This is a genomic window from Sulfitobacter sp. L-8 (assembly GCF_056859255.1).
This window is the reverse complement of sequence record NZ_JBSXOD010000045.1, coordinates 210,331-235,360: the sequence shown is the minus strand read 5'-3', so window position 1 is coordinate 235,360 and position 25,030 is coordinate 210,331. Positions and strand designations below refer to the sequence as shown.

Annotated in this window: 26 protein-coding genes; 13 read left to right on the top strand and 13 right to left on the bottom strand. The window is 57.5% G+C overall.

Annotation, left to right across the window (positions count from 1 at the left end; translation table 11 throughout):
- Positions 1 to 269 precede the first annotated feature (269 nt).
- The 3 genes from uraH to AC13DE_RS09285 all read left to right on the top strand — a co-directional run bounded on the left by uraH (position 270) and on the right by AC13DE_RS09285 (position 4,108).
- Entirely contained in the window at positions 270 to 629 is a 360-nt protein-coding gene (gene uraH / locus AC13DE_RS09295) for a hydroxyisourate hydrolase (RefSeq protein WP_446295747.1), read from the top strand.
- A gap of 82 nt (positions 630 to 711) precedes the next feature.
- On the top strand, positions 712 to 1,713 hold the full coding sequence (deoC, locus tag AC13DE_RS09290; protein ID WP_483047642.1) for a deoxyribose-phosphate aldolase: 1,002 nt from the start codon (positions 712 to 714) through the stop codon (positions 1,711 to 1,713).
- Positions 1,714 to 1,762: 49 nt separating this feature from the next.
- Positions 1,763 to 4,108 carry an aldehyde dehydrogenase family protein gene (locus AC13DE_RS09285; RefSeq protein WP_483047641.1) on the top strand — a complete coding sequence of 782 codons (2,346 nt, stop codon included), beginning with the start codon at positions 1,763 to 1,765 and terminating at the stop codon, positions 4,106 to 4,108.
- A gap of 108 nt (positions 4,109 to 4,216) precedes the next feature.
- On the opposite strand, the gene AC13DE_RS09280 is transcribed toward AC13DE_RS09285, so the two are convergent.
- The 7 genes from AC13DE_RS09280 to AC13DE_RS09250 form a co-directional block, all read right to left on the bottom strand.
- Positions 4,217 to 5,533 (bottom strand): M16 family metallopeptidase, encoded by a 1,317-nt coding sequence (locus AC13DE_RS09280; RefSeq protein ID WP_446295218.1) that lies wholly within the window; start codon positions 5,531 to 5,533, stop codon positions 4,217 to 4,219.
- A complete protein-coding gene (locus tag AC13DE_RS09275; RefSeq protein WP_483047640.1) occupies positions 5,530 to 6,873 on the bottom strand; it encodes a M16 family metallopeptidase in 1,344 nt (447 codons plus the stop codon). The genes AC13DE_RS09280 and AC13DE_RS09275 overlap by 4 nt, the downstream gene beginning before the upstream one ends.
- Positions 6,874 to 6,965: 92 nt before the next feature.
- A complete protein-coding gene (locus AC13DE_RS09270) occupies positions 6,966 to 7,469 on the bottom strand; it encodes a DUF3035 domain-containing protein (protein ID WP_446295216.1) in 504 nt (167 codons plus the stop codon).
- Between the two features lie 62 nt (positions 7,470 to 7,531).
- Positions 7,532 to 8,029, bottom strand: a complete 498-nt coding sequence (gene lspA / locus AC13DE_RS09265) for a signal peptidase II (protein ID WP_446295215.1) — start codon at positions 8,027 to 8,029, stop codon at positions 7,532 to 7,534.
- Between the two features lie 17 nt (positions 8,030 to 8,046).
- Entirely contained in the window at positions 8,047 to 9,633 is a 1,587-nt protein-coding gene (gene purH, locus AC13DE_RS09260; protein WP_483047639.1) for a bifunctional phosphoribosylaminoimidazolecarboxamide formyltransferase/IMP cyclohydrolase, read from the bottom strand.
- A 16-nt stretch (positions 9,634 to 9,649) separates the two neighbouring features.
- A complete protein-coding gene (locus AC13DE_RS09255) occupies positions 9,650 to 11,398 on the bottom strand; it encodes a heparinase II/III family protein (RefSeq protein WP_446295213.1) in 1,749 nt (582 codons plus the stop codon).
- A gap of 123 nt (positions 11,399 to 11,521) precedes the next feature.
- Entirely contained in the window at positions 11,522 to 12,793 is a 1,272-nt protein-coding gene (locus AC13DE_RS09250) for an RsmB/NOP family class I SAM-dependent RNA methyltransferase (protein WP_483047638.1), read from the bottom strand.
- 198 nt (positions 12,794 to 12,991) lie between these two features.
- On the opposite strand from AC13DE_RS09250, the gene AC13DE_RS09245 reads away from it, so the two are divergent.
- Positions 12,992 to 13,162 carry a DUF1674 domain-containing protein gene (locus AC13DE_RS09245; RefSeq protein ID WP_446295222.1) on the top strand — a complete coding sequence of 57 codons (171 nt, stop codon included), beginning with the start codon at positions 12,992 to 12,994 and terminating at the stop codon, positions 13,160 to 13,162.
- A 73-nt stretch (positions 13,163 to 13,235) separates the two neighbouring features.
- On the opposite strand, the gene AC13DE_RS09240 is transcribed toward AC13DE_RS09245, so the two are convergent.
- Together AC13DE_RS09240 and dapB are read right to left on the bottom strand one after the other, a co-directional pair.
- The gene (locus AC13DE_RS09240; protein ID WP_446295211.1) at positions 13,236 to 13,592 is read right to left on the bottom strand and encodes a dihydrodipicolinate reductase; all 357 of its coding nucleotides are present in this window, start codon (positions 13,590 to 13,592) and stop codon (positions 13,236 to 13,238) included.
- An 89-nt stretch (positions 13,593 to 13,681) separates the two neighbouring features.
- Positions 13,682 to 14,497, bottom strand: a complete 816-nt coding sequence (gene dapB, locus AC13DE_RS09235; protein WP_446314237.1) for a 4-hydroxy-tetrahydrodipicolinate reductase — start codon at positions 14,495 to 14,497, stop codon at positions 13,682 to 13,684.
- Positions 14,498 to 14,576: 79 nt separating this feature from the next.
- Between dapB and rbfA the strand changes: the two genes are divergently transcribed.
- The 9 genes from rbfA (at position 14,577) to AC13DE_RS09190 (ending at position 22,506) form a co-directional block, all read left to right on the top strand.
- Entirely contained in the window at positions 14,577 to 14,996 is a 420-nt protein-coding gene (rbfA, locus tag AC13DE_RS09230; protein ID WP_446295209.1) for a 30S ribosome-binding factor RbfA, read from the top strand.
- A 26-nt stretch (positions 14,997 to 15,022) separates the two neighbouring features.
- Positions 15,023 to 15,733: a phosphodiester glycosidase family protein gene (locus tag AC13DE_RS09225; RefSeq protein ID WP_483047668.1), complete on the top strand. Its 711-nt coding sequence runs from the start codon at positions 15,023 to 15,025 to the stop codon at positions 15,731 to 15,733.
- A 122-nt stretch (positions 15,734 to 15,855) separates the two neighbouring features.
- Positions 15,856 to 16,767: a tRNA pseudouridine(55) synthase TruB gene (truB, locus tag AC13DE_RS09220; RefSeq protein ID WP_483047637.1), complete on the top strand. Its 912-nt coding sequence runs from the start codon at positions 15,856 to 15,858 to the stop codon at positions 16,765 to 16,767.
- A gap of 2 nt (positions 16,768 to 16,769) precedes the next feature.
- Positions 16,770 to 17,279 (top strand): DUF1643 domain-containing protein, encoded by a 510-nt coding sequence (locus tag AC13DE_RS09215; RefSeq protein ID WP_483047636.1) that lies wholly within the window; start codon positions 16,770 to 16,772, stop codon positions 17,277 to 17,279.
- 105 nt (positions 17,280 to 17,384) lie between these two features.
- Positions 17,385 to 18,296: a calcium-binding protein gene (locus AC13DE_RS09210; protein WP_483047635.1), complete on the top strand. Its 912-nt coding sequence runs from the start codon at positions 17,385 to 17,387 to the stop codon at positions 18,294 to 18,296.
- A gap of 215 nt (positions 18,297 to 18,511) precedes the next feature.
- Positions 18,512 to 18,781, top strand: a complete 270-nt coding sequence (rpsO, locus tag AC13DE_RS09205; RefSeq protein ID WP_446295205.1) for a 30S ribosomal protein S15 — start codon at positions 18,512 to 18,514, stop codon at positions 18,779 to 18,781.
- A 93-nt stretch (positions 18,782 to 18,874) separates the two neighbouring features.
- Entirely contained in the window at positions 18,875 to 19,357 is a 483-nt protein-coding gene (locus tag AC13DE_RS09200) for a GNAT family N-acetyltransferase (protein ID WP_483047634.1), read from the top strand.
- A 206-nt stretch (positions 19,358 to 19,563) separates the two neighbouring features.
- Entirely contained in the window at positions 19,564 to 21,702 is a 2,139-nt protein-coding gene (pnp, locus tag AC13DE_RS09195; RefSeq protein WP_483047633.1) for a polyribonucleotide nucleotidyltransferase, read from the top strand.
- Between the two features lie 153 nt (positions 21,703 to 21,855).
- Positions 21,856 to 22,506, top strand: a complete 651-nt coding sequence (locus AC13DE_RS09190; protein ID WP_446314243.1) for a DUF998 domain-containing protein — start codon at positions 21,856 to 21,858, stop codon at positions 22,504 to 22,506.
- A gap of 41 nt (positions 22,507 to 22,547) precedes the next feature.
- Here the strand turns inward: AC13DE_RS09190 and AC13DE_RS09185 are convergent, their stop codons facing one another.
- From AC13DE_RS09185 to AC13DE_RS09170, 4 genes are read right to left on the bottom strand one after another with little or no spacing between them, the layout of a single operon-like run.
- Positions 22,548 to 23,066 (bottom strand): DUF6505 family protein, encoded by a 519-nt coding sequence (locus AC13DE_RS09185; RefSeq protein WP_446295201.1) that lies wholly within the window; start codon positions 23,064 to 23,066, stop codon positions 22,548 to 22,550.
- On the bottom strand, positions 23,063 to 23,764 hold the full coding sequence (locus AC13DE_RS09180; protein WP_446295200.1) for a biotin/lipoate--protein ligase family protein: 702 nt from the start codon (positions 23,762 to 23,764) through the stop codon (positions 23,063 to 23,065). Before AC13DE_RS09180 ends, AC13DE_RS09185 begins: the two co-directional genes overlap by 4 nt.
- Entirely contained in the window at positions 23,761 to 24,828 is a 1,068-nt protein-coding gene (gene apbC, locus AC13DE_RS09175; protein WP_446314244.1) for an iron-sulfur cluster carrier protein ApbC, read from the bottom strand. Before apbC ends, AC13DE_RS09180 begins: the two co-directional genes overlap by 4 nt.
- On the bottom strand, positions 24,825 to 25,025 hold the full coding sequence (locus AC13DE_RS09170; RefSeq protein WP_446295198.1) for a DUF6494 family protein: 201 nt from the start codon (positions 25,023 to 25,025) through the stop codon (positions 24,825 to 24,827). The genes apbC and AC13DE_RS09170 overlap by 4 nt, the downstream gene beginning before the upstream one ends.
- Between the last annotated feature and the right edge of the window lie 5 nt (positions 25,026 to 25,030).

Below are 25,030 nucleotides of genomic sequence, written 5' to 3'. Positions count from 1 at the left end.
AAGATCGCCGCACCTAATGCAGCTTGCCCGATCTTAAAGAATTCGTTCCCAGGTCCATACCCCAGATTTATGTGCGTCGCTGGCAGGCCTCGCATCTGTTGGTATGTGTCACCTATATAAGCCCATGATGATTCGCGGGTCAAAGCAAAAACGAATCGCTGGCGAAAAAAATATTTCCGATGCGATTCTCACGCAGGCAGACAAGTGATTGACGCGCCGGATGCCAGCCGTATCCTGTGCGCCTAACCCCTTTTTGGAAGGATCTGTATATGGCAGACGGTTATCTTACGACACATGTTCTTGATACCGGTCGCGGGGCACCTGCCGGAGGAATGGATATCACTTTGTATCGGATCGAAGGCACCAACCGGCTGAAACTGGCGCAGATGACCACCAACGCAGATGGCCGCACCGATGCGCCTATCCTGCCCAAAGGCCAGTTTGCCCCCGGTGTCTATGAGCTGCTGTTTGATGCAGGAGCCTACCTGGAGGCCAGTGCCGCGCCCCGCGACACACCTGGATTTCTGGATCAGATTCCGCTGCGCTTCGGGATCTCCGATCCGGATGCACATTACCATGTCCCGCTCTTGCTGTCCCCCTATGGGTACACCACCTATCGCGGCAGCTGAATTTGCTTTCGCCACGTATAATCGCGCTTAACCACGGTGCGGACGGCAAGGCAAGCTGCCCCATCACCAGTCAGGAATACCGATGTCCACGCCTTTAACCGACGCCCCCGCGCTGGCTCCGAACCATCTTCCTCAAGCGGGTGAACCGCGCAACACCGGGATGCCGCTGGATCTGGATTGGGTACGGGCGGTCCACGCCAACACCTCGGCGATCGAACGACGAGCGGCAACTCTGCCCGCGCGCCGGTCGGTCAAGAAAGACCACCAGGCGGCATGGTTGTTGCGCGCGATCAGTTGCATCGACCTGACCACGCTTTCCGGGGATGACACCGCCCGGCGCGTCGAAAGGTTATGCGCAAAGGCCCGGCAACCCCTGGCACCCGATCTGTTGAAAGCGCTTGGCATGACGCCCATCACGGTCGGAGCGGTATGCGTCTATCACGAGATGATCAGCCCCGCCAAAGCTGCACTGAACGGGACATCGATTCCCATCGCGGCAGTATCGACTGGATTTCCCGCCGGTTTGTCTCCGTTCGAACTTCGCGTGCGCGAGATCGAAATGAGCGTCGAGGCCGGCGCGCAAGAGATCGATATCGTCATATCGCGACGCCATGTTCTGTCGGGCGACTGGCAGGCCCTGTATGACGAGGTCAAAGCGTTTCGCGCGGCCTGTGGAGATGCGCACATCAAAACCATTCTTGCCACCGGAGAGTTGGGGACGCTGCGCAATGTCGCGCGTGCATCGCTGGTGTGCATGATGGCTGGAGCGGATTTTATAAAGACATCGACAGGCAAGGAAAACGTAAACGCGACACTACCCGTTTCGTTGGTCATGATCCGCGCGATCCGTGATTATCACGATCGTACCGGCATGCGCGTGGGATACAAGCCGGCGGGCGGGATATCGAAAGCCAAGGATGCGCTGACCTATCTGGCCATGATCAAGGAAGAGCTTGGGGACAGGTGGTTGCGGCCTGATCTGTTCAGGTTTGGCGCATCGTCGCTGTTGGGTGATATCGAACGGCAGATCGAGCATCACGTGACGGGAAGCTATTCCGCAAGCTATCGTCACCCCATCAGCTGATCCGCATGATATCCGAGCCATAATTGAGTATTTTAAAAAGGGTGAAGCCATGAGCGTTTCCGAAATTTACGAAACCATGGACTATGGTGCGGCACCTGAGTCGTCCGCGGAGGCATTGGCGTGGCTGGTAGATCAAGGGAGCCGGTTCGGACAGTTCATCAACGGGTCCTTTACCGCGCCGCGTGACGATTTCGAGAGCCGTGACCCTGCGAATGGCAACATACTGGCGACCTTGAGCCAAGCCAGTGCGCAAGAGGTCAAAACGGCTGTGGCAGCTGCACGGTCTGCTCAACCGAAGTGGGAAAAGTTGGGCGGGCACGAACGAGCCAAGTATTTATATGCGATTGCACGCTTGCTGCAAAAGCACAGCCGGTTGTTCGCCGTCCTTGAAACCCTTGATAATGGGAAGCCTATCCGCGAAGCGCGGGACGTAGATGTGCCGTTGGCGCAGCGACATTTCTATTATCACGCCGGTATGGCCCAGTTGATGGAGAGCACATTACACGACCGCGAGGCGCTGGGCGTGTGCGGACAGATCATTCCATGGAATTTTCCGCTGCTGATGCTGGCCTGGAAAATCGCGCCGGCATTGGCGATGGGTAATACCGTTGTGTTGAAGCCTGCGGAATACACGTCGCTGACCGCACTGCTGTTCGCAGACATTTGTCGGCAGGCCGGGTTACCCGAGGGCGTCGTCAACATCGTTACCGGTGATGGCACTGTCGGCGAGATGATCGTACAGGCCGATGTGGATAAGATTGCCTTTACCGGCTCTACTCCTGTGGGTCGGCGCATCCGCGAACAGACCGCCGGAAGCGGTAAAGAGCTGACGTTGGAGCTGGGTGGCAAGTCTGCGTTCATCGTGTTCGACGACGCCGATATCGATTCCGCAATCGAAGGCTTGGTCGACACGATCTGGTTCAATCAGGGCCAGGTCTGTTGCGCGGGTTCGCGCCTGCTGGTGCACGAACCCGTGGCGGATCGGTTCTATGCCAAGTTACGCATACGGATGGCCAAGCTGCGGGTCGGCAATCCGTTGGACAAGTCGATTGACGTCGGCGCGCTGGTTGACCCCGTTCAGGTCCAGCGGGTCAAGGAGATGGTCGCGACCAATACTGCCGGGACCTTGTTTCGCGCCGGTGATGTTCCCGAAGCCGGCTGTTTTTACCCCCCCACCCTGATCACCGGCATGAACCCTGCGGATCGGCTGATGCAAGAGGAAATCTTTGGTCCTGTTCTGGTATCGACGACATTCCGCACCCCGTCTGAGGCCGTCGAGCTTGCCAACAACACCCGCTTTGGTTTGGCCGCGACCATTTGGTCTGAGAATATCAACCTCGCGCTTGATATAGCGCCCAAACTGGTTGCCGGCGTTGTCTGGATCAACGGTACCAACATGATGGATGCCGCCGCCGGATTTGGCGGCATGCGCGAAAGCGGCTTTGGTCGCGAGGGCGGTTGGGAGGGGCTGACCGCCTATACCCGCCCGAAGACTATCCGCAGGCCCTTGAAGGAAATCGCGCCCTCTGTCAGCGGCGAATTACGTCCTCCTCCCGGGGGAATCGACCGCACGGCGAAGCTTTACATCGGCGGCAAGCAGGTACGCCCCGATGGCGGCTATTCGGGATCGGTTCAGGGGAAGTCAGGCATGCTGCTGGGCCACGTGTCGCTGGCCGGGCGCAAGGACGTACGCAACGCCGTCGAAGCGGCGCAGGGCGCAAAAACTTGGGGGAAAACCACCGGGCATCTTCGGGCGCAAATTCTGTATTATATCGCCGAAAACCTGTCGGCCCGCAGGGATGAGTTTGCGCAGAGGTTGAATGCTATGCTCGGCGGAAAAACCGGTGAAAAAGAGGTGGACGCGTCGGTTTATCGCCTGTTCACTTATGCTGCATGGGCGGACAAATACGATGGCCAGATCCATGGCGTTCCGCTTCGGGGCGCGGCTTTGGCGATGAAAGAACCCGTGGGTATCATCGGAGCGCTGTGCCCCGACGAGGCCCCGCTGTTGGGTTTGATTTCATGCATGGCCCCGGCCATAGCCATGGGGAATCGTGTGATCCTCGCCGCCAGCCCCACCTTCCCGTTGGCAGCAACCGATTTCATACAGGTACTGGAAACCTCGGACGTACCCGGTGGGGTGGTGAATATTCTAACCGGACCGCACCCGGCCATCGCCGAGACAATGGCGCGTCATATGGACATCGATGCGGTCTGGAGCTTTGGCGGCAAAGACCTGTGCAAGGTCATTGAATTTGGCAGCGCGCAGAATCTTAAGCGGACCTGGGTGAACAACGGGATGTCGCGGGACTGGATGAAAGCAGACGCAGAAGGGATCGAGTTTTTACAGGCGTCCACAGAAGTTAAAAACGTCTGGATACCCTATGGTGAATGAATTCCCGGAGGATAACCCGAACCGCGTGGGACAATCCAAAATTCACGCCGGACAACCCTGGCCCGGCGTGTCAGATTCTACAGCGCGTGCAGTGCGGTAAAGCATCTGCTATTCGGCGGGCCTGGTAGCGAGACCTTCGGGTTGGCCTACTACCACGAATGATAATTGGTCGGGCGACAACAGCTCTGCTGCGACACGTTTAACATCCTCCAACGTCACGGCTTCGACTTTGTCGTTGCGGGTGGCGATGTAGTCGATCGGCAGATCCAGCATTTGCATACCCACAAGAATGCCTGCGATCGTCTGGTTGCCGTCGAAACGCAGCGGATATGAACCGGTGATATAGGTCTTGGCATCATCGAGCTCTTGCTGCGTCACCCCTTCTGTAGCCATTTTAGACCATTCGTCTTGAATGACGCTTAGTGCTTCGCCAATACGGTCGTTCGCGGAACTGACCGACCCCTGGTAGGTTTCAGCCAGGTCCATCGGTACCAGATAGGAATAGACGCCATAGGTCAGACCGCGTTTTTCGCGCACCTCGTCCATAAGCCGACTTTCAAACGATCCACCTCCAAGGACCTGGTTCATAACCGTTGCCGCAAAGAAATCGTCGTCTTTTTGCGCGATGCCTTTTTGTGCAAATAAAGCCACCGATTGCGGAGTCGGAAAATCAACAATCGTCATGTCCCCCGACAGGGTGACGTTGGCACGAGGCGGCATCTGGGCCCCGGTGGCAGGGAGATCGCCGAGCAGATTGTCCATCAGTTTGCCCAACGCTTCGGGGGTAATGTCGCCCACGGCACCGATATAAATCCGGTCGCGCGCCATTACCGCGTCATGCGCCGCGATCAAATCATCGCGGGTCAGCGCGGTCACGCTTTCGACCGTGCCATCCAGCGATGACCCATAGGGGTGGTCGCCGTACAACATTTCATCCATTTTCTTGCGTGCAATATCGTTAGGGTCTTTTTCACTCGATCGAATGCCCGACAGCACCTGACCGCGAACACGGTCAATCGCATCCTGATCAAAGCGCGGGTTTTGCAAGGCCTGCTTAAGCAAAGCCACCGACGCGTCTTGGTTTTCAGTTAGAAAACGCGCGGATACGGACAAGCTGTCGTCATCTACGCCGAACCGGAAACTGGATGCCAGCCCTTCGGCCTCGCGGGCAAAACCACGCGCATCCAGCTCACCGGCACCTTCTTCCAGCAATCCGGTCATCAGATTGATGGCGCCCCGCTTACCCGGAGCATCCAGCGAAGCCCCGCCTCTGAATCTGACGTCCAGGGCGACAAAGGGGATGGAGTGTTCCTCCACCAGCCATGCTTTCAACCCACCGGGGGACGTAACTTCTTGGATCTTGACTTCGGCCTGTGCCGGAAAGGCGGCCAGCAGCGTCAGCGCGACAACGTAGATCAGTCTCATTCTGGTACCTCTTCGCGCATCAGCCAGCCGGTCACCGATGCCTCACGGTTAAATACATCCTTGGCCGCTTGCATGATCTCATCGGCTGTTACCGCCTCGAGAACATCGGGCCAATCCTGCACGTCCTGCACCGTCAACCCGATGGCCAGTGCACTGCCATAGCGGTTGGCAACGCTATCGGCGTCATCGCGTGCATATATCTGTTCTGCTCTGACCTGCTGTTTGATCCTATCGAGCTGCTCAGGATCAACACCCTTCTTCATGAAACTGGCAATCGCCGCATCCATTGCATCTTCGGCCTCTTGCAAGGTGACCCCGGGCTGCGGAACCACAACAACGTTAAATGTCGTGTCGTCCAAAGCCAGGCCATTATAGAAAGCCGCCGAATAGGTCGCTATGGGGGCATCGAATTGCAGCTTCTCTGCAAAGTAAGACGTGGTTCCTCCGCCCAGTATTTCGGCCAGCATGGTTAGCGCGGCGGCGGTTTTCTGGTCGCCTGGGTCGCGTTCCTGGGCAAGATAGGACCGGCTTACATATTCCTGCGCGACCCGATCATCCCGAAACGTCATACGCCGCTCTGCCGTTTGTGGTGGTTCTTGGGTCCGCACACGGTCGGGCAGGTCGGGATTGGCCGGTATCACACCATAATATTGCTTAGCCAGCCGGAGCACTTCTTCAGGCTGCACATCACCTGACACGACCAGGATCGCATTGTTGGGCGAATAATACAGGTCGTAGAAGTCAATCGCGTCCTTGAGATCAAGTTCGCGCATCTCGTGCATCCATCCGATCACCGGCGTTCCGTACCTGTGGTTGAGATATTGCGCCGCGTTCATCTGCTCGCGGAATAGCGCACCGGGATCATTTTCGGTGCGTTGATTACGTTCTTCGATGATCACATTGCGTTCAGTTTCGATGTTTTCGGGTGTCAGACGAATATTTTTCATCCGATCCGACTCCATCTGCATCATCAATTCCAAACGGTCCGATGCAACGCGCTGAAAATACGCCGTGTAATCGTAACTGGTAAACGCATTGTCCCGACCGCCATTTTTCGCAACTGTGGCAGAAAATTCGCCGGCTTCCATTTTGTCGGTCGCCTTGAACAACAGGTGCTCAAGGAAGTGGGCGACACCAGATGATCCTTTTGGTTCATCCGCAGACCCTGCCCGATACCAAACCATCTGTTGAACCGACGGGGCGCGGTGATCTTCGACGACGACGACCTCCATCCCGTTATCAAGCGTGTAGTGGGTGACGGCTTCGTTATCTCGTGCCAGCACCGCAGAGGCAGGCATCACAAGCGCAAAAATGACCCCGAGGGCCGGAAATATCTTCATGGTCGGGTCCTTTGAACAGGGTCCTATACCGCCTACTTACGCCACTGGGCGTGACGTTCAAGGGACCTAACAGATTTGTAATTCTGGCTGCGTCAGTTTGACGGTGGCGCGGACGGCGTACGTGCGCCTGCCTGGCGCCATCGGTTAGCTTCGTCGCGGGCATCAAGCGACTGGCGCTTGTACACCTGATTGTAGCGATCTGTCGGCACGACCTTCAGGCTGGTAAACCGGCCCCTGCGCTTGCGAAAGCTTTCGTCTGCCTCGCTGAGATCCTGGCGTATTCCCGGCACCACCCCCAGACGGCCCGCTTGCTGCACCAATGCAGCATCCCGGGCCGGAACCGCACCACCTGCCGCTTCCGGTTTCCCACCGAAGGCGATGATGCCCTCGGCCACGGCATCGCGGTCGGTCAAATTCGACTGTCCTGGGGTCGGAACAGGCAAAGCACTGTAGTCAGAAGGCTGCGACAAAGGTTTGACCGGCAGTATCATGAATTCGTCAGGCCCCAAGGCAGGGGTTTGAATGTCGCGCAGGCCCGTGTTGGCGCATGCACCAAGAACAAGCGGAAACAAAAATAAAGCGGCGACAAAGCGCATGACGGTTCTCCTTAAGGAGTTGTTAAGGTGTTTACATCACTATCGCAGTCAGGCGGTAAATGTCACTGACCTTTTTTGCGCGGCTTTTGGGCTGTCGGCTTCGCATTCGGAATGAAAAAGACCAATCCTAGCGCACCTGCAAAGATAAAAATGTCTGCGGTGTTGAAAACGAAAGGGTTATTGATGCCGCAGCAGGTAGTGTTCAGAAAATCGAGCACATAGCCATAGATCAGGCGATCGACCACATTGGCAAGGGCCCCACCGATCAGGACACCGGCACTGACCTTGGCCCAGAGGCCAAGAGGCTGACGCCCCGCCCAGATCAACAGACCGACACAGATTGCAATCGCGACCCCGATGAGTATCCAACGGCTTGATTCAGCCCCGTCGCCGAACAGGCCAAAGTTGATGCCCCGGTTTTCGCCGTAGCGAAAATTCAACAGCGGCGGAAAAACATCGATCGACCGTACCCGGCTCAGTTCCATCGCGTGAACGACGATATATTTAGTGAGTTGGTCGGTGATGAAAGCCGCGAACCCGGCCCAAAAAATAATACGCATTACGAGGGTCCCGATCCTTAGTGCCGGAAATGGCGCATGTTGGTGAACATCATGGCAAGCCCGGCTTCGTCAGCCGCCGCTATGACTTCATCATCACGCATCGACCCACCGGGCTGGATCAACGCCGTAGCCCCAGCTTCTGCTGCGGTGATCAAACCGTCCGCAAAGGGAAAGAACGCGTCCGAAGCCACGACAGAACCTTGGGTCAACGGGGCAGGCAAGCCCATTGCTTCGGCCATGTCTATTGCTTTGCGCGCAGCTATGCGCGTGCTGTCTACCCGGCTCATCTGGCCGGCACCGACTCCGACGGTGGCCCCGTCCTTGACGTAGATAATGGCGTTGGATTTGACGTGTTTGGCGACGGTCCAGGCAAACATCAGATCGGATAGTTCCTGATCGGTGGGCTGACGCTTCGTGACAACCTTCAGGTCGTCTGCGGTGATGCGCCCCACATCCTTGTCCTGAACAAGGTATCCGCCCGACACCTGCCGATACGTGAGCGATGCAGCCGACGGATCGGCCAGCCCATTGGTGGTCAACAAACGCAGGTTCTTCTTCTTGCTGAAGATCTCCATTGCCTCGGCGGTTGCACCCGGTGCGATGACAACTTCGGTAAAGATCGCGCTGATCGCGTCGGCTGTTTCCGCATCCAAGGTCTGGTTCAAGGCAATGATGCCCCCAAACGCGCTGGTCCGGTCGCAATCGAAGGCCCGGGTGTATGCCTCAACCATTGATGTGCCCCGCGCGACCCCACACGGGTTGGCGTGCTTGATAATCGCACAGGCCGGGCCTTGGGCCGGGTCAAACTCGCTGACCAGTTCAAAGGCGGCATCGGTATCGTTAATGTTGTTATAAGACAGTTCCTTGCCCTGATGCTGGGTCGCCGTGGCGACGCCCGGACGATCGGAACCATCGGTGTAGAACGCGGCCTGTTGGTGCGGGTTTTCACCATAGCGAAGGGTCTGCGCAAGAGTGCCACCAAAGGTCCGGCGGCGAGGGGTTTGGCCAACCTGCTCTGCCATCCAGGTACTGACGGCCGCGTCATATGCCGCAGTGCGGGCATAAGCGGTCTGCGCCAACCGTTGCCGCAGCGCATATCGAGTCTGGCCATTGTTTTCAGCGAGTTCGGTGATTACAGCGGCATAATCATCCACATCGACGATCACATTGACAAAGCCGTGGTTCTTGGCGGCAGAGCGGATCATCGCCGGTCCGCCAATATCGATATTCTCGATCACTTCGGCATAGCCTGCCCCCTTGGCGACGGTTTCCTCGAACGGGTAAAGGTTAACGACAACCAGATCGATTGCGCTGATATCGTGCTGATCCATCGCTGCGACATGATCATCATTGTCACGCAGCGCCAACAGACCACCGTGTACCACCGGGTGCAGCGTCTTGACCCGACCGTCCATCATTTCGGGAAAGCCGGTCACGTCGGCGACATCCCTGACCTCAAGCCCGGCCTCGCGCAGCGCCTTTGCTGTCCCTCCGGTGCTCAGCAACTCCACTCCGTGAGCGGCGAGCGCTTGTCCCAGCTCGACCAGACCGGTCTTGTCAGACACCGAAAGAAGCGCACGGGAAACGGGATACAGGTCGGGCATTGGAAGGTTCCTTTAGTCAGTCTTGGTCATCATATGGATCGTCTAGCGATAGATCTCGCACGCCAATCGCAGTTTCCTGCGCTTTCGACAAGGACCACCTGACCCGCGTTGCATGCCCCATGGCGCGGCCGCTCAGCAGGATTTGCAACGAAGCCCGTGGTTTTAAACGATTCCGCTCGAGGTAAACGCTTGGTTCCAAGGACAGCTTGTGAATGCCATCATGACGAAAAACCCATATTTCGCCGCTTTTCAATGCCATCGAAATAGCGGCCCCGCCCAGATCGACGGTGGCATCGACGTCGGGGTGCAGGTGAAACCGAATCTCGAACGGCACGCCCTTGAGCTTGGCGGCGTCCATCTCGCGGTCGAACCGACGCCGGTCCGCGTCGTCCATCGCCAGCAACATGTCTTCTCCGGCAACACCGCGTCCGTCATGGCTAAGCTCGATCAAGCGCGCGTGGGTTAATCCAAAGCCGGCGACATACCCGTTGTGCCCCCCCTGAAATCGGGTCCCGTCGCTGATCGCACCAATTTCCACCGGCACATAGGTGGGGGCCGCAATCAACGATTCGCCGCCGGTGTGCTTATCCGCAGGTGCCAGCCTTGCGCTAGAGAACCCGCCCAGCGAAAGCCCGGAATGCGAGGGGGTCGCGCGACCCGCCCGCCGCCATGCAGGCCCGAACGAGGCACCGGATCCGCAGTTGACCACCAAGGGTCGCCTGCCGCTGGTCAACTCGAAGGCAAGGGTCGATGCGTGCGCATTGTTTGACGCAATGCCGTCGGGCGGCGGGCTGGCGTCGATAATCAAACTGGTTCGCCCTGCGGACAAACGTGCGTACCCCATCGACAGCCCGTCAGGTTGTCTGGTTTTGACCTTGGCCGTCGCCAGCGCATGATCCAGCCAGCCTTCCGCCCCCCTTCCGCCACCGTGAAAACGTGCCAGACCGCCGTCGGTATGACGCAAGGTGCGCAAGGTTGGTGCGATGCGTTCGATCGCGGCCATATGAGCCTTGGGGGCCCCACGCCCTGCGTCGCTCAGCGCGGCGGCGGCCCATGTCAACAGCGTGAATACCTGCAACAGCTCCTCTGGGTTCCGTGTCGGCAATCCGCCCTGTTCGTCGATCTGGGATTCGCATTCTCGTGCAAGTGCCCTGATCGCTGGGTCTGCGCGGGTCTCTTGTCCCTCCAGCGAAAGCCCGGCGTATATCAGCCCGGTCAGCGCTTCGAAACGCGGCAAGCCGGGCGCTGCAACATGCCAGCGCCGCGATAGGAAATCGGTTTGCTCTACCAACGAACGATAGAAAACGTCGCTTTTATCCTGCGAGGTACCGCGTAGCAGAAACAATGCGTGATTGATCCATCGAATCAGGCGGCGACCAGTCAGGTCGGGGGTCCAGCCGATGCCCCGTCCTTTGCCAAAGGCGTTGATCCATCCCCACAACCAGCGCTGTGCTGTTTCACGGGCGCGAATGTCGCCGACGGCGGCCAGGTCGTCCAACCATGCAAAACCATGCAGCTCCTGTGCAAATTCACGCGCGGGGGCCGCTACGTCCCACACGATCTGATCGGGGGCTGCCTCGATCAGACTTCCGGCAAACAAAAGGTTTCCGGCGATTAACTGACGTCCACGGGCGAATGACCCGATAGTGCGCGGTTCGGGTGAGGAAACGAATCCCTTGCCCTGCGCACGCGTTCTGGTCGCCGCACGCGCGTGCCAATGGTTCAAAAAGCGCGTCTTTCGCGCATGGAATCTTTTGTTTATCATGCGGCTGCCCTTGTACGCTCTGCTGGCGTTTGAGGGATGTTAGCCCTTGTTCGCACCCGAGTCACCGCATTTTGGCAATGGTAAGACCACGTGCAGGCATTTCACGTTTGTGCAGACACTCTTCTAAACGGATTTACGCAAGCTCGCGATGTAAAAGCCATCCATTCCTCCCAGGTCGGACCAGTAATCAGGCCGCAAGCGGAGGCCGCCTTCGGTCGTTGCCCAATTGGGGTCGACGCCGGCAACCAACACCGCGTCTTTGTCGACGTGCATGTCTGGGTGCCGCTCGAGCGCTTCATCAACCTGAACCTCTCCCTCGTCCGGCAAAAGCGAACAGGTACAGAAAATCAGATGCCCCCCGGGGCGAAGCGAACGCCACGCGTGGTCGATCAAATCCGCCTGAAGATCAATCAGATCGGCGAATTCCGATCCATCCTTTGCATAGGGTAGATCAGGGTGACGCCGGATTGTGCCCGTTGCGGAACAAGGCGCATCCAGCAGGATCGCATCGAATTCACCCTCAATTTCACGGGCGTCTGAAACGATTGTTTTGGCGGGCAAATGAACCCGCGCCAAGTTCTCTTTCAGGCGCTGCATGCGTTGTCCGGAATTATCAACCGCCGTGACCTGAGCCCCTGCCGCCGCCAGTTGCATGGTTTTGCCACCAGGGGCGGCGCATAGGTCAAGCACCGACTCGCCCTTTTGTGGTGCCAAAATTTTCACCGGCAGAGCGGCTGCGGCATCCTGAACCCACCAGTCGCCTTCGGCAAAGCCGGGCATCATGGTAACCTGCCCTGCATCAGCGACCCGGACCGACCCAGTGGGCAGCACCACTCCGCCGACCGCCGCCGCCAATGCCGCGGGGTCTTTCTTAGCGGTCAGGTCTAGGGGGGCCCCCGCAAAATGCGAGGCTTCTATACCGGAAATCGCCTCTGGTCCCCACGCTTCGCTCAACGGGCCGCGAAGCCATTTGGGCAGACGAGGGGACCGGAGAGCGGCCCATGCCTCGGGGCCATCAGCGGCGATTTTGCGAAGCACGGCGTTGGTCAAACCTTTCAGGTGACCCAGCTTCTTGTGCGTCGCGACCAGTTCGACCATCGCGTTGACCACGCCATGTGCAGCGCCGCCCTGAGCCAGCTCTATAGTGCCCACCCTCAACACGTTGCGCACGGTCAGGGGGGGGTACTTTGACAGGTGTTTCTGGAGCATACGGTCTGCACGCTCCATGCCGCGCAAGGTGTCCATTGCCAATCGCTGCGCCCGAGCCCGGTCATCCGCGGGCAGCTTATCCAGTGCTCCGGCGGCCAATAGCTCGGACATCAAACGATCTTCGCCCAGGATCATATCCAGTAGATATACAGCACTTCTTCGGGCTTGAACGCCGGTGTCTGACATATGAAACGCTTTCTTACTGAGGGTGCCTGGGTTGTCGGGGCTTGTATCCGACGTATATCAAGGGGACCGTGGTCTCAAGAGGATGAGAAAATGAACCAAGCAGGTAAGCCCCCGATGCCAACCCCGCCACATGACCCAACACCGATCCCGGAACCCGGACCCGATCTGCCGCCGCAGCCGTCACCCGGACCGCTGCCATTGATCACGCCAGAGCTGGCACCGGCGGCGCAACGGGCGCTGGCAGAGGCAGCAGAACGCCGTGCCAAGGCGCGAACTGTCGAAAGGCCACGCGAATTGGGCGGGCGAGATGGCCCGGAACCCGTGCGGTATGGAGATTGGGAGAAAAAGGGAATCGCCGTCGATTTCTGAATCTCAGCGCGCGGCTGGCCGAGAGCCCGTGATCGGGCGCCGAGGTTGAGCAGTCAACTCAGATATTCCAGCGTCAACGCAAAGAAAAACTGGCCGATTTTCCGGTACCCTTATCCGATGTGAACCGGATTTTGGTACCGTTTACGGCGACCTCCTGGCAGTTGTAGCCCAGATCATCATCGCCCCATTCGAGGCTTCGGCAAAAATAGCCTTCCTTCCAGACCCAGTTTCCGGAAACCTTCCAGGCTGCACCGGTTCCCCTTATGGTACCGGCAGGTGACACCTCAAGTTCGACCAGTGGGCGGGTAAGCTTCTTGCCATCTACGACCGAGATAAAATCTGCTTGGCTTTGGACCTTCTGATATTCAGCATGGGCTGCGGAGCTCATGGCGAAAACGGCCACGCATGCGGTGAAAAACAGATGTCGCATCGTATTCTCCCTAGCTGACTATGAAGTATATACGCCCCACCCGTTGAATTAGTTTCAACCCCGCCTCAGAAATCACCGCAAACGGGGTGTCAGTCTTGCAACCCCAAGACATCGAGCATGTCGTATTGGCCCGGCGATCTGCCCTGCCCCCAAATGGCCGCCTTGATGGCTCCGCGTGCAAAAACTGATCGGTCCGATGCTACGTGACGCAGAATGATGCGCTCGCCGGTGGCTGCGAAAAGAACGTCGTGCTCCCCGACAATGTCGCCTCCTCGAATGGCGGTAAATCCGATGTCTCCGCGCTTTCGCGCCCCGGTTATTCCGTCCCGGCCCCTGTCAGACACGTCGTCAAGCGCTACGCCGCGCCCTTCGGCGGCGGCTTCGCCCAGCATGAGAGCCGTGCCCGAGGGTGCGTCTACTTTCTGATTATGGTGCGCCTCGATGATTTCGATGTCGAAATCATCGTCCAGTGCTGCGGCCACGCGTTTGGTCAGCTGCGTCAGCAGGTTCACACCGAGGCTCATGTTACCTGCCCGTATGATCACCGCATCACGGGCAGCCGGAGCCAGCTTGGCGATCTGATCCGCAGACATGCCGGTTGTGCCGATCACATGGACCATTTTGTTGCGGGCGGCCAGATTTGCGAATTCGATCGTGGCTTCGGGAGCGGTGAAATCAATTACCGCTTGCGCCGGTGCGAGTCCCTCGTCCGGGTCATCGGTAACGATGACCCCCAAAGCAGCCCCCCCCATCGCAGTGCCGATGTCCTGGCCGACCCATTCATGGCCCGCCCGTTCAATCGCGCCGACTAGGCGCACCCGGTCGTCGGCGGAAACCAGCGTCACCAACATTTGGCCCATTCGACCCGAAGCGCCCGTAATTGTTATCCCAAGTTTATCGCTCATGATCGTCTCCTTGTTGCCTCCGGGTCTCGCGCACGGCGATCTGCTTGGCAAAACCACAACAACCCCTTAAATGAAGGATATGGCAAAGAACAAGTTTCATGAGGGCTCTGGCCCGTCACAACGGCAGCTTCGGGTAGCGGAAACGATCCGTCGCGCGTTATCGGAAGTTTTGGCACGCGGGGATGTCCACGATCCTGAACTGAACCGTATGTCCATAACCGTCGGTGAAGTGCGCACCTCCCCCGACCTGAAGATCGCGACAGCTTACGTGCTGCCGCTGGGGGGGGATGGACGCCAGGACGCGTTGAAGTTGTTATCCCGCAACAAGGGCGAGTTGCGCCGGCTGATGTCGCGCAAACTTGCTTTGAAGTATTCGCCCGATCTGCGGTTCCAGTTGGACGAAACCTATGACCGTATGGACGACACACGCCGGATGCTGGCGCAGGATGTGGTTCGACGCGATGCCGATGCTCCGGATAGAGACATGGGTGAGTCGTGACGAAGCTGGCAGCGCTGATCTTGCTGATGGTTCTGGGGCCGGTGCCGGTGATGGCGGAAACCTGCGAGACCATGTCATTCAAGGAGAATAGTTTCGACATCTGCACTGTCGATCTGACCCAAGATACGCTGGAGCTGTTTTTATACGCGCCCGACGGCAGCCCGTACGGTTATTTCAACACGTTGAACGCCGCGCTGGAAACCAAAGGCAAGAAGTTGGGCTTTGCCATGAATGCGGGTATGTATCACGATGACCGCGCGCCGGTCGGGTATTACCTCGAGAACGGCAGCGAGCTACAACGCGTCATCAGCAGCGAAGGTCCGGGCAATTTCGGGCTGTTGCCGAATGGTATTCTGTGTTTACGTGGAAACCGTGCCGATGTGATCGAGACAACACGTTTCTTAAGTCAAAACCCGGACTGTAAAAGCGCGACGCAATCGGGGCCGATGCTGGTCATCGACGGCAAGCTACATCCTCGGTTTCTGAAGCACAGTACCTCGCGGTATGTGCGAAACGGCGTGGGAACCAGTGCGGACGGGACCCAGGCCATCTTTGCGATTTCCAACAATACGATAAATTTCTACGATTTCGCGTTATTTTTCCGCGATCATCTGAAGCTGCGCAACGCGCTTTATCTTGATGGCAACATCTCAAGGATGAGAGCCCCGTCGCTGAGCCGCAATGATCTGGGTTTTGGGGCGTTGGGGCCGATTATCGGCGTCGTTACCGAGAAATAGCCCCCCACACAAAAACTTTTTGGCCTTCGGCGAGGATTTTTTTCCATTTGGAACAAAGCCTGTATGGGCATTGGGGTCTGGACATTGATAGGAGGCAGGCGAAATGGACAAAGGCAGAAAAGATGGCACGTAAACGTAAGGGACGCGACATTTCCGGCTGGTTGGTCGTGGATAAACCCGTTGGCCCGACTTCGACCACCGTGGTCAACAAGGTTCGCTGGGCGCTTAATGCCACAAAAGCCGGTCATGCCGGGACACTGGACCCTGACGCCACGGGAGTTCTGGCGATCGCCTTGGGCGAGGCAACCAAAACGGTGCCCTATATCACCGACGCTCTGAAAGCCTATGAATTTACCGTGCGCCTTGGCATAGCGACCAACACCGATGATGCGGCTGGCGAGATCCTTGCGACGACCGAGTTGCGACCGACTGACGAGATGATCAAGGAAGCGTTGGCACGTTTCATTGGCGATATCGAACAGGTTCCACCTCAATTTTCGGCGGTGAAAATTGACGGTCAACGAGCCTATAAGCGGGCCCGTGATGGCCAAACCATGGAGCTTGCGGCCCGGCCCCTATGGGTGGAGAGCCTGTTGCTGATCGACCGCCCCGATGCCGATCATGCCACGCTGGAGATGGTATGTGGAAAGGGCGGCTATGTCAGGTCCATTGCCCGAGACCTTGGGCAGGTCTTGGGTTGTCTGGCGCATGTACGCGATTTGCGGCGCGTCTGGTCCGGACCATTCGAGGTCGCAGACGCGTTGACGATGGAGCAGATTGAAGCCATGGCACGGACAGATGCTCTGGACACTCATTTACTGCCTCTTGAGCACGGGCTTCAGGATTTGCCCGAAGTCAAAGCGACGGCCCAGGGCGCTGCACGTCTGCGTAACGGCAACCCCGGCATGGTCTTGGCTGATGGCGTTGAATACGGCGATGGGGCATGGGCTTCTTTCGAGGGGCGAGCCGTTGCCGTCGGGAGGTATAAAGCCGGCGAATTGCACCCAACCCGAGTTTTCAACGTCTCGCAGTAGCGATGATCATTCGCACCCATACCAAAGGCGATGCGCCTTCCACTGCAATCTATTCAGACTGCGAAAGATACCGCTACAGCCTGGCGCGCACCTGGGATCCGCAAAGACCCAAGGTGTTGTTTGTCATGCTTAATCCGTCGCGGGCGACGGAGATTGAAAACGACCCGACCGTAGAACGGTGCGAGAGGCGCGCGCGCATACTTGGCTATGGCGCGTTTCAGGTGACGAACATCTTTGCTTGGCGTGAGACCCACCCACGATTGATGCGCCAAGCAGCCGAGCCGATTGGCCCCGACAACGACCTTGCGCTAAGCGATGGCGTCACGTGGGCGGATTGTGTCATAGCTGCTTGGGGGGTTCACGGCACCCATCTGAACCGAGAAACCGACGTCATCCGTTTGATGGTATCCCTGAAAGCACCCCTGTTTCACCTGGGGCTGACCAAAGCCGGTCACCCGAAACATCCGCTATACATCAGCTACTCTCAAGCGCCCATCGCCTGGCGACCTTAGGCTGGCATTAACTCGCCTGCGATAATGCTGTGCATGCCGCTGAGTCAGGGGCGTGTGTTTGTCAAAGACTGCACATTTATCACAATTTTTCTGGTGGTGGTACACATGCTGTTTTTAGCTGGCCTTATGGGGATTATTACAGTCGGCGCCGTCGCCTTTATCGATGTCGAGTCAGGCGAAGAAACCGAGCCCGACCCACCCGATCCGCTTTCACCTGCACGCGGCGATGTTATTTCGGGCACGTCCGAAGCCGACGAATTGATCGGCACGGTGAATGATGACCAAATTGCAGGTTATGATGGCCGGGACACCCTCTATGGCAACGCGGGTGAAGACACAGTCTGGGGTGACGCCGGGAACGATACCATCGGGGGGGGCATGGGCGATGACCTGGTGCACGGGGGGAATGGCTTTGACGTTGTGAAGGGTCAAGCTGGAAACGACAGACTGTTCGGACACAACGACGACGACACGCTGTTTGGCGGCCCGGGCAATGATACTGTGAACGGGTCGGCTGGAAACGATATGCTTTTTGGTGATCCAGGGGATGACATTCTCTTGGGAGGGTTGGGCAACGACGTTTTAACCGGGGGCCCCGGCGCGGATACCCTTTTTGGGGGATGGGACGACGATATCGTAGACGGTATCGCGGGCGAAGGCGCTGACACCGGGCAGGATTTTCTGAACGGAGGGGGAGGCAATGACACCATCATCGCTGGCCCGCGCGACATAGTTACCGCAGGCGAGGGTGCGGATGACATCATCTTTCGGGGGCTGGGGACGGAATCTTCTCCCAGCAGCATTCTGGATTTCGAAAATAGCAAAGACAGTCTGGTGTTGATTTGGGACGAAGAGCGATCTGATGGCATCCAGCCGGTCATTGAGATTGCTCCCGATCCCTCAGATCCTCGGCAGAACCTGGTGTTCATGGACAGGTTTATGGTCGCCACAGTCAAATCGGACGGAATACTGCTCGTCTCGGATATATCCGTTGTACCGTTAAAAAGACGCGATTAAGGCCGGTCTCGTCACCCAGTGATTTCACATGCACCACAACGGTTTGTCGTCTCACGTATCTGAGTATGGTCAATGAACCTTTGCCAACCCCGTAAAAACTGCCTATACGCGCGAAATCTCGGTTGATTCCCCTCAACGGACGATACTCCATGGGCCTGTGCTGGACGACATCCCGGCCTGTGCCATCACTTTAACCTTTTGAAAAGGAGACCCCGATGTCGATTACGCCAGAAGAAAAAGCACGCGTCATGAAAGAATTCGGCACGAAAGAAGGTGATACCGGTTCGCCTGAAGTGCAGATTGCCGTTCTATCCTCGCGCATCGCGACGCTGACCGAGCATTTCAAAACCCACAAGAAAGACAACCACGGTCGTCGTGGGCTGTTGAAAATGGTTGCGACACGCCGGAAGCTGCTGGATTACGTTAAAGGAAAAGATGACGCACGTTATCAAGACCTGATCAAGCGTTTGGGCCTGCGCCGCTAATCAGCGCTGCACCGTCACAACGATTAGAACCGCGCCTTGGAAACAGGGTGCGGTTTTTTTAATTCGCCCATTGATGTTCACAAAAAAACGCCCATGCCCATTTGCCTACGCGACCTGACCCCCGAAGATACCGACGAAGCTGCCCTGGTTTTCTTTGCGGCAGTGCACCGGGGAACAGCAGATGTGTATTCTGCCGCACAACGAGTGGCCTGGGCCGGGGTAGCCCCCGCGCCAGAGGCATGGAAAAAAAGATTTGATAGCATTTCAGGGGTCGTGGCCGAGATAGACAACCGCATGGCAGGTTTCATGACGATAGACGGCGAAGGGCTGATCGATCTTGCCTTTGTCCACCCCGATTACATGAAAAAGGGCGTGGGGCGCGCGCTCTATACCGTCATCGAAAATCGCGCCATTGCATCTGGTGTGTGCCTGCTGACCACCTTAGCGAGCGAGAAAGCAAAACCGTTTTTTGAACGCATGGGCTGGTCCGTCGAGACACCAAATGCTGTGGTCAAAGGCGGGGTGACCTTGCAAAATTATAAAATGTTCAAGGCTTTACCCCACTGCCCTGCGTAACAGCGAATTTAACCCTGAATACTGGCTTTGCGCAGACATCATACCGCTTGCAAGGCTTCCCTTCCCATCGCAGGCAAACTGCTGTATGGCCGCACAATCTGAAAGCCGGCGCCCGGACTCCAGCGCCCGACAAAGAAGATACCGGAGTCAGGGGGAATATGCCCCCTACGCAAATGGCCCAACGCGGGCCGAAACAGGAAACGTAGATGTTTAATGTAACGACAAAATCCATGCAGTGGGGCGAAGAGACGCTGACACTGGAAACAGGCAAGGTGGCCCGTCAGGCTGACGGTTCGGTTATCGCGACACTCGGCGAAACCAGCGTCATGGCCAACGTCACTTTCGCACGTCAGCAAAAGCCCGGACAGGACTTTTTCCCGCTGACCGTTCACTACCAAGAGAAATACTATGCCGCCGGTAAAGTACCGGGTGGCTTCTTCAAGCGTGAGGCCCGCCCCACCGAGAAGGAAACCCTGACAGCCCGTCTGATCGACCGTCCGATCCGCCCGCTGTTCGTTCCCGGCTTCAAAAACGAAGTTCTGGTGATGTGTACCGTTCTGAGCCACGATCTGGTCAACGATCCCGACATGGTTGCCATGATCGCGGCCTCGGCGGCGCTGACCATTTCCGGCGCACCGTTCCGTGGCCCGATTGCCGCGTGCCGCGTTGGCTTTGAGGGGGGCGATTACGTTCTGAACCCGACTGTTGACGACATGCAGGACCTGCGCCTGAACCCGGAACAGCGTCTTGATCTGGTGGTTGCCGGCACAAAAGAAGCCGTGATGATGGTTGAATCCGAAGCCTATGAGCTGTCGGAAGAAGAAATGCTGGGTGCGGTGAAGTTCGCGCACGAGCAGATCCAGCCTGTCATCGACCTGATCATAGATCTGGCCGAAGACGCCGCGAAAGAGCCGTTCGACTTCCAGCCGGTTGACTATTCGGACCTGTCCGCTGCTGTCAAAGCCGCTGGCGAAAAGGAAATGCGCGCGGCTTTTGCCATTGCTGACAAGCAAGAGCGCACCGCCGCTGTTGCAGCCGCCCGCGAAACCATCAAGGCCGCACTGACCGATGAGCAGCTTGAGGACGCAAATCTCGGGTCCGCTCTGAAAGGGCTCGAAGCGTCCATCCTGCGCGGTGACGTGGTTAAAACCGGCAAGCGTATCGACGGCCGTAAAACCGACGAAATCCGCGATATCGTTGCTGAAACCGGCATCCTGCCACGCACCCACGGTTCCGCATTGTTCACACGCGGCGAAACACAGGGTCTGGTTGTGACAACGCTGGGCACCGGCGATGACGAACAGTTCATCGACGCGCTGCACGGCAACTTCAAATCCAACTTCATGCTGCACTATAACTTCCCGCCCTATTCGGTTGGTGAAGTTGGCCGTGTCGGTGGCCCCGGCCGTCGCGAAATCGGTCACGGCAAGTTGGCTTGGCGTGCGTTGCAGGCGGTTCTGCCTGCCTCCACTGACTTCCCCTACACCATCCGCGTTGTGTCCGAGATCACCGAATCGAACGGCTCCAGCTCGATGGCGTCGGTTTGCGGCGGCTCGTTGTCCATGATGGATGCAGGCGTGCCGTTGAAAGCGCCCGTCGCGGGTGTTGCCATGGGTCTGATCCTAGAAGAAGACGGCTCCTATGCGATCCTGTCCGACATTCTGGGTGACGAAGACCACCTGGGCGACATGGACTTTAAGGTGGCTGGGACCGAAGCAGGTATCACGTCGCTGCAAATGGACATCAAGATCGCAGGCATCACGCCCGAGATCATGGAGAAAGCTCTGGCACAAGCCAAGGCAGGCCGCGTTCATATCCTTGGCGAGATGAACAAAGCATTGTCCGGCGCGGGGGAATTCTCGGTCCACGCACCACGGATCGAAACGATGCAGATCCCGACCGACAAGATCCGCGAAGTTATCGGGTCCGGCGGTAAGGTGATCCGCGAGATCGTTGAAGTGTCCGGCGCGAAAGTCGACATCAACGATGAAGGCATCATCAAGATCGCATCGCCAAACGGCGACTCGATCAAGAAAGCCTATGACATGATCTGGTCCATCGTGGCCGAGCCTGAAGAAGGTGCGGTTTACACCGGTACCGTCGTCAAGATCGTTGATTTCGGTGCGTTCGTGAACTTCTTTGGCAAGCGCGACGGTCTGGTCCACGTATCCCAGATCGAAAACCGTCGCCTGAACCACCCTTCGGATGTGCTTAAGGAAGGTCAGGAAGTGAAAGTAAAGCTCTTGGGCTTTGACGATCGCGGCAAGGTGCGCCTGTCGATGAAAGTTGTTGATCAGGAAACTGGTGAAGAAGTCAAAAAAGAAGAAGAAAGCGCAACGGAGTAATCCTTGACCGCTTTTGAAAACGACAAAGCCCCGGTGGAAACACCGGGGCTTTTTTAATTTGGCGACCAGCAGAATCTGGTGAAATGAACGGAATGTACCGTTCGGGCGTTTGCCTCACGACGCACGCATCGCGTTCTTTCAGGATGACATCAGATGAGACAGCACGCCCCTACCTTGATGATACAAGAGCAACCTATGCTGTTGATCATACTTGGCTGGTACGCGATTGCCGGGTGTGTGATCTTTGCTACATCGATATTCATCGCCGATTTTGTCGTTCCGCAGCATGACTGGATATCGGATACAATCAGCGATCTGGGGGCGGGCCGGTATGAATACATCGTCGACATAGGGATTTATGCCTTTTCGGCATCGCTATTGGCGACAGCCATCGCGGCAGCGCATTTCCATATGGGTGGATGGCGGTGGAGCAACGGTATCATCGGACTTGCCATCATCAGCTTGCTGGTATTTCTGATCGGTGCTCGGAATGAATATGGCGACCAGGACAGCGACGGCTTCGTAATCCATTCATATCTTGTCTACGCGCTCGGCCTGTTGATGGTTTTCGTGCCGTGGACGATGGCAAAAGGCGCAAACCGTGTGGCTTCTGGCTATGCGAAAGCCTTGATAATCATCGCAATCGTGTGGGCCATTTCCGCCCCGATATTCTATTTTCTTCCAACCGATATAGACGGCATCTACGAACGATACCTTGGGTTGATCGCTTTTTCGATGGTGTTTACTCTTGCTCGTTTGTTCATCAAACGTGGCGGGTCGTTACGCCAGTCCCGACTGGCGTAGGTCGCGCGCGATATAGTGCGCCCGGTATCGAGCGTGCGATATCAATGCGAATGCCCATGGCCCCCGTGGCCGTCATCGTCCAGTGATCCATGCACGGCAAACTGGTCTATCCCGGCGTCTTGCGGCTCTATGAAACGGTACCCTTCGCGAACCCCGCTTTCGGTAAGCTCCCGTCCCACAGTAAGCAACGTATTGGGCGCGTGATCGGCGCAAATCTCCATCATTTGGCTCACCTCTTCCTCGGCCACGGGCCGGGCGGCTTCAGGCGACGGAGCACCGTATATCTCGATGAAATGCTTGACCAATTGCCGGGTAATCGCTTCGACCTCGAATGGTTCGACCTTGGTCACCGCAACGAAGGTAACGCGCCCGAAGGTTTCTACGCCCATCCAGCCATTGGCAAAGGCTTGCCGGGCTTTTCCGGTCAAATCGCCGTCGGTCCAGTTCGAAAATTCAAATCCCCCAGACACGCACCATTCACCGGTGCGGGCCGGAACGTGGAATACATTGCGATCGCTTTCGTCAAAATGAATTGCGCGGGCGAGGTATAGGTCGCTCATGGGGCAGGCTCCAGCAGGTCGGTCAAGGGAATAAGGTGCGTGGTATCTTCGGCTTTCAGCAACAGACCAAAATTTTCGTCAATCCCAAGAAAGACACCGTTCGCGTCACCCTGAGTAATGTTCTTACCCATGCTCCACGCGAGACCGGACCAGTATTTGTGTATGGGTGCCGGTCCTTCGTCAGACCAGCGATGCAGCATCACCAATGTGTGCCGCGCCCACGCCTCCAGAAGCATAACTGGATTAACATCGGAACAGCCTTCGCCGTAGAGAGTGGTATCGTCAGGCGTGTCGCCGGGGGTATCGCTTTGCGGCAGGATGTTTATGGAAAACCCCACGACCAGCCAGTCAGGGATCTGTTCTGGATCAGGGTTTGATGCAGCCACACGCATATGGCCACACACCGCACCATTCAGTCGCAAATCGCCATTCCACGCCAGATGCAGTCCGACCTCGGGCGGGGCCAAGGCACCAAGGGCGCTTTGAAAGCCAACCGCACAAAGCGGCAGCATCGCAATCGCCTTGGACAACGGCACTTCGGGTGCGAATACAATGGCCGCCTCTAAGGTGCTTGGTCCCAGATCGTAGAGAAGCAGGCCCGCGTCGCAGCCCTGACGCGCCTCGGCACAGGCCTGAGCAAACGGGCTGTCAGATTGCACCCCCGTCAGCAGCGGCGGTAGTACCGGGGCGTCGGTCATGCATTTCCACCTTCGATCAAGGCTCTGGCGACCGCACGGAATGCTTCTGCCTGAGCACTTTCAGGTTTTGACACCACAATCGGTGCCCCGCCGTCAGCAGCCACCCTGATGTCCAAATGCAGGGGGATTTCCGCCAACAAAGGTACGCCCAGCTTCTCAGCCTCGGAGGCAACACCGCCATGACCAAAGAGATGTTCTTCGTGACCGCAGTTCGAACAGATATGCGTGCTCATGTTTTCGATCATGCCGATAATCGGGGTCTTGAGCTGGTTAAACATGTCGATCCCCTTTCGGGCATCCAGCAACGCGATATCCTGCGGAGTGCTGACAATGATCGCGCCATCCACTTTCGCCTTCTGGGCAAGCGTCATTTGCACGTCACCGGTTCCCGGAGGCAGATCGACGATCAACACATCCAAGGCGCCCCATTGCACCTGCATCATCATCTGCTGCAACGCCCCCATCAACATCGGCCCGCGCCAGACAACCGCCTGATCGTCGTTGGTCATCAAGCCGATCGACATCATGGTCACGCCAAAGTTGCGCATGGGAAGGATGGTTTTGCCATCCGGCGACGCCGGCCGCCCGGACACACCAAGCATACGAGGTTGCGAAGGCCCGTAAACATCGGCATCCAGCATTCCGACGCGGCGGCCTTCGGCGGCCAACGCACAGGCAAGGTTTGCGGCAACGGTGGATTTCCCGACACCGCCCTTGCCTGAAGCAATCGCGATTATCCGATCAACACCGGGGATCTTTTCCGGGCCGGCAGGTTCGGACTTGCGGCCCATCTTCAGGTCCGGGGGTGGAGCCTGCTTGGAATGCGCCGTCAGCACTGCTGAAACGGCTGAAACCCCCTCCAACGCCTTGACGGCGGCATCGGCTTCGTCGCGCAACTTGGCATAAGCCTCAGCATGCGAAGGGTTCACCTCAAGCACAAAACGCACCGTCCCTTCGTCGACAGTCAGTGCCTTCACCAGCCCCAATTCTACGATATCCTTACCCGAGATAGGGTCTTTGAGGGTCTTCAAGCGGGCCAGAACGGCATCTCGGGTAATGCTCACGCTTCTGACTGCCCTTGGATTTTCCCGGTGACGACGTGCTCCATGTCAAGCCCGTCAACGGTCAAGACAACCTTGGCCTCGAAGGTTTTTCCTTCGGTGTTTCCCTGCTTGCGCATCGCGTCTTCGATCGCTTGTTGCGAGGTCACACCAACCTGCTTCAAGAATTTGCGCATCGACATGTTGAACTCTTCACTCATGATTT

Coding starts and splice junctions, on each gene's coding strand:
- uraH (WP_446295747.1), top strand. CDS start 270: ATGGCAGACGGTTATCTTACGACACATGTTCTTGATACCGGTCGCGGG.
- deoC (WP_483047642.1), top strand. CDS start 712: ATGTCCACGCCTTTAACCGACGCCCCCGCGCTGGCTCCGAACCATCTT.
- AC13DE_RS09285 (WP_483047641.1), top strand. CDS start 1,763: ATGAGCGTTTCCGAAATTTACGAAACCATGGACTATGGTGCGGCACCT.
- AC13DE_RS09280 (WP_446295218.1), bottom strand. CDS start 5,533: ATGAGACTGATCTACGTTGTCGCGCTGACGCTGCTGGCCGCCTTTCCG.
- AC13DE_RS09275 (WP_483047640.1), bottom strand. CDS start 6,873: ATGAAGATATTTCCGGCCCTCGGGGTCATTTTTGCGCTTGTGATGCCT.
- AC13DE_RS09270 (WP_446295216.1), bottom strand. CDS start 7,469: ATGCGCTTTGTCGCCGCTTTATTTTTGTTTCCGCTTGTTCTTGGTGCA.
- lspA (WP_446295215.1), bottom strand. CDS start 8,029: ATGCGTATTATTTTTTGGGCCGGGTTCGCGGCTTTCATCACCGACCAA.
- purH (WP_483047639.1), bottom strand. CDS start 9,633: ATGCCCGACCTGTATCCCGTTTCCCGTGCGCTTCTTTCGGTGTCTGAC.
- AC13DE_RS09255 (WP_446295213.1), bottom strand. CDS start 11,398: ATGATAAACAAAAGATTCCATGCGCGAAAGACGCGCTTTTTGAACCAT.
- AC13DE_RS09250 (WP_483047638.1), bottom strand. CDS start 12,793: ATGTCAGACACCGGCGTTCAAGCCCGAAGAAGTGCTGTATATCTACTG.
- AC13DE_RS09240 (WP_446295211.1), bottom strand. CDS start 13,592: ATGCGACATCTGTTTTTCACCGCATGCGTGGCCGTTTTCGCCATGAGC.
- dapB (WP_446314237.1), bottom strand. CDS start 14,497: ATGAGCGATAAACTTGGGATAACAATTACGGGCGCTTCGGGTCGAATG.
- rbfA (WP_446295209.1), top strand. CDS start 14,577: ATGGCAAAGAACAAGTTTCATGAGGGCTCTGGCCCGTCACAACGGCAG.
- AC13DE_RS09225 (WP_483047668.1), top strand. CDS start 15,023: ATGGTTCTGGGGCCGGTGCCGGTGATGGCGGAAACCTGCGAGACCATG.
- truB (WP_483047637.1), top strand. CDS start 15,856: ATGGCACGTAAACGTAAGGGACGCGACATTTCCGGCTGGTTGGTCGTG.
- AC13DE_RS09215 (WP_483047636.1), top strand. CDS start 16,770: ATGATCATTCGCACCCATACCAAAGGCGATGCGCCTTCCACTGCAATC.
- AC13DE_RS09210 (WP_483047635.1), top strand. CDS start 17,385: ATGCTGTTTTTAGCTGGCCTTATGGGGATTATTACAGTCGGCGCCGTC.
- rpsO (WP_446295205.1), top strand. CDS start 18,512: ATGTCGATTACGCCAGAAGAAAAAGCACGCGTCATGAAAGAATTCGGC.
- AC13DE_RS09200 (WP_483047634.1), top strand. CDS start 18,875: ATGCCCATTTGCCTACGCGACCTGACCCCCGAAGATACCGACGAAGCT.
- pnp (WP_483047633.1), top strand. CDS start 19,564: ATGTTTAATGTAACGACAAAATCCATGCAGTGGGGCGAAGAGACGCTG.
- AC13DE_RS09190 (WP_446314243.1), top strand. CDS start 21,856: ATGAGACAGCACGCCCCTACCTTGATGATACAAGAGCAACCTATGCTG.
- AC13DE_RS09185 (WP_446295201.1), bottom strand. CDS start 23,066: ATGAGCGACCTATACCTCGCCCGCGCAATTCATTTTGACGAAAGCGAT.
- AC13DE_RS09180 (WP_446295200.1), bottom strand. CDS start 23,764: ATGACCGACGCCCCGGTACTACCGCCGCTGCTGACGGGGGTGCAATCT.
- AC13DE_RS09170 (WP_446295198.1), bottom strand. CDS start 25,025: ATGAGTGAAGAGTTCAACATGTCGATGCGCAAATTCTTGAAGCAGGTT.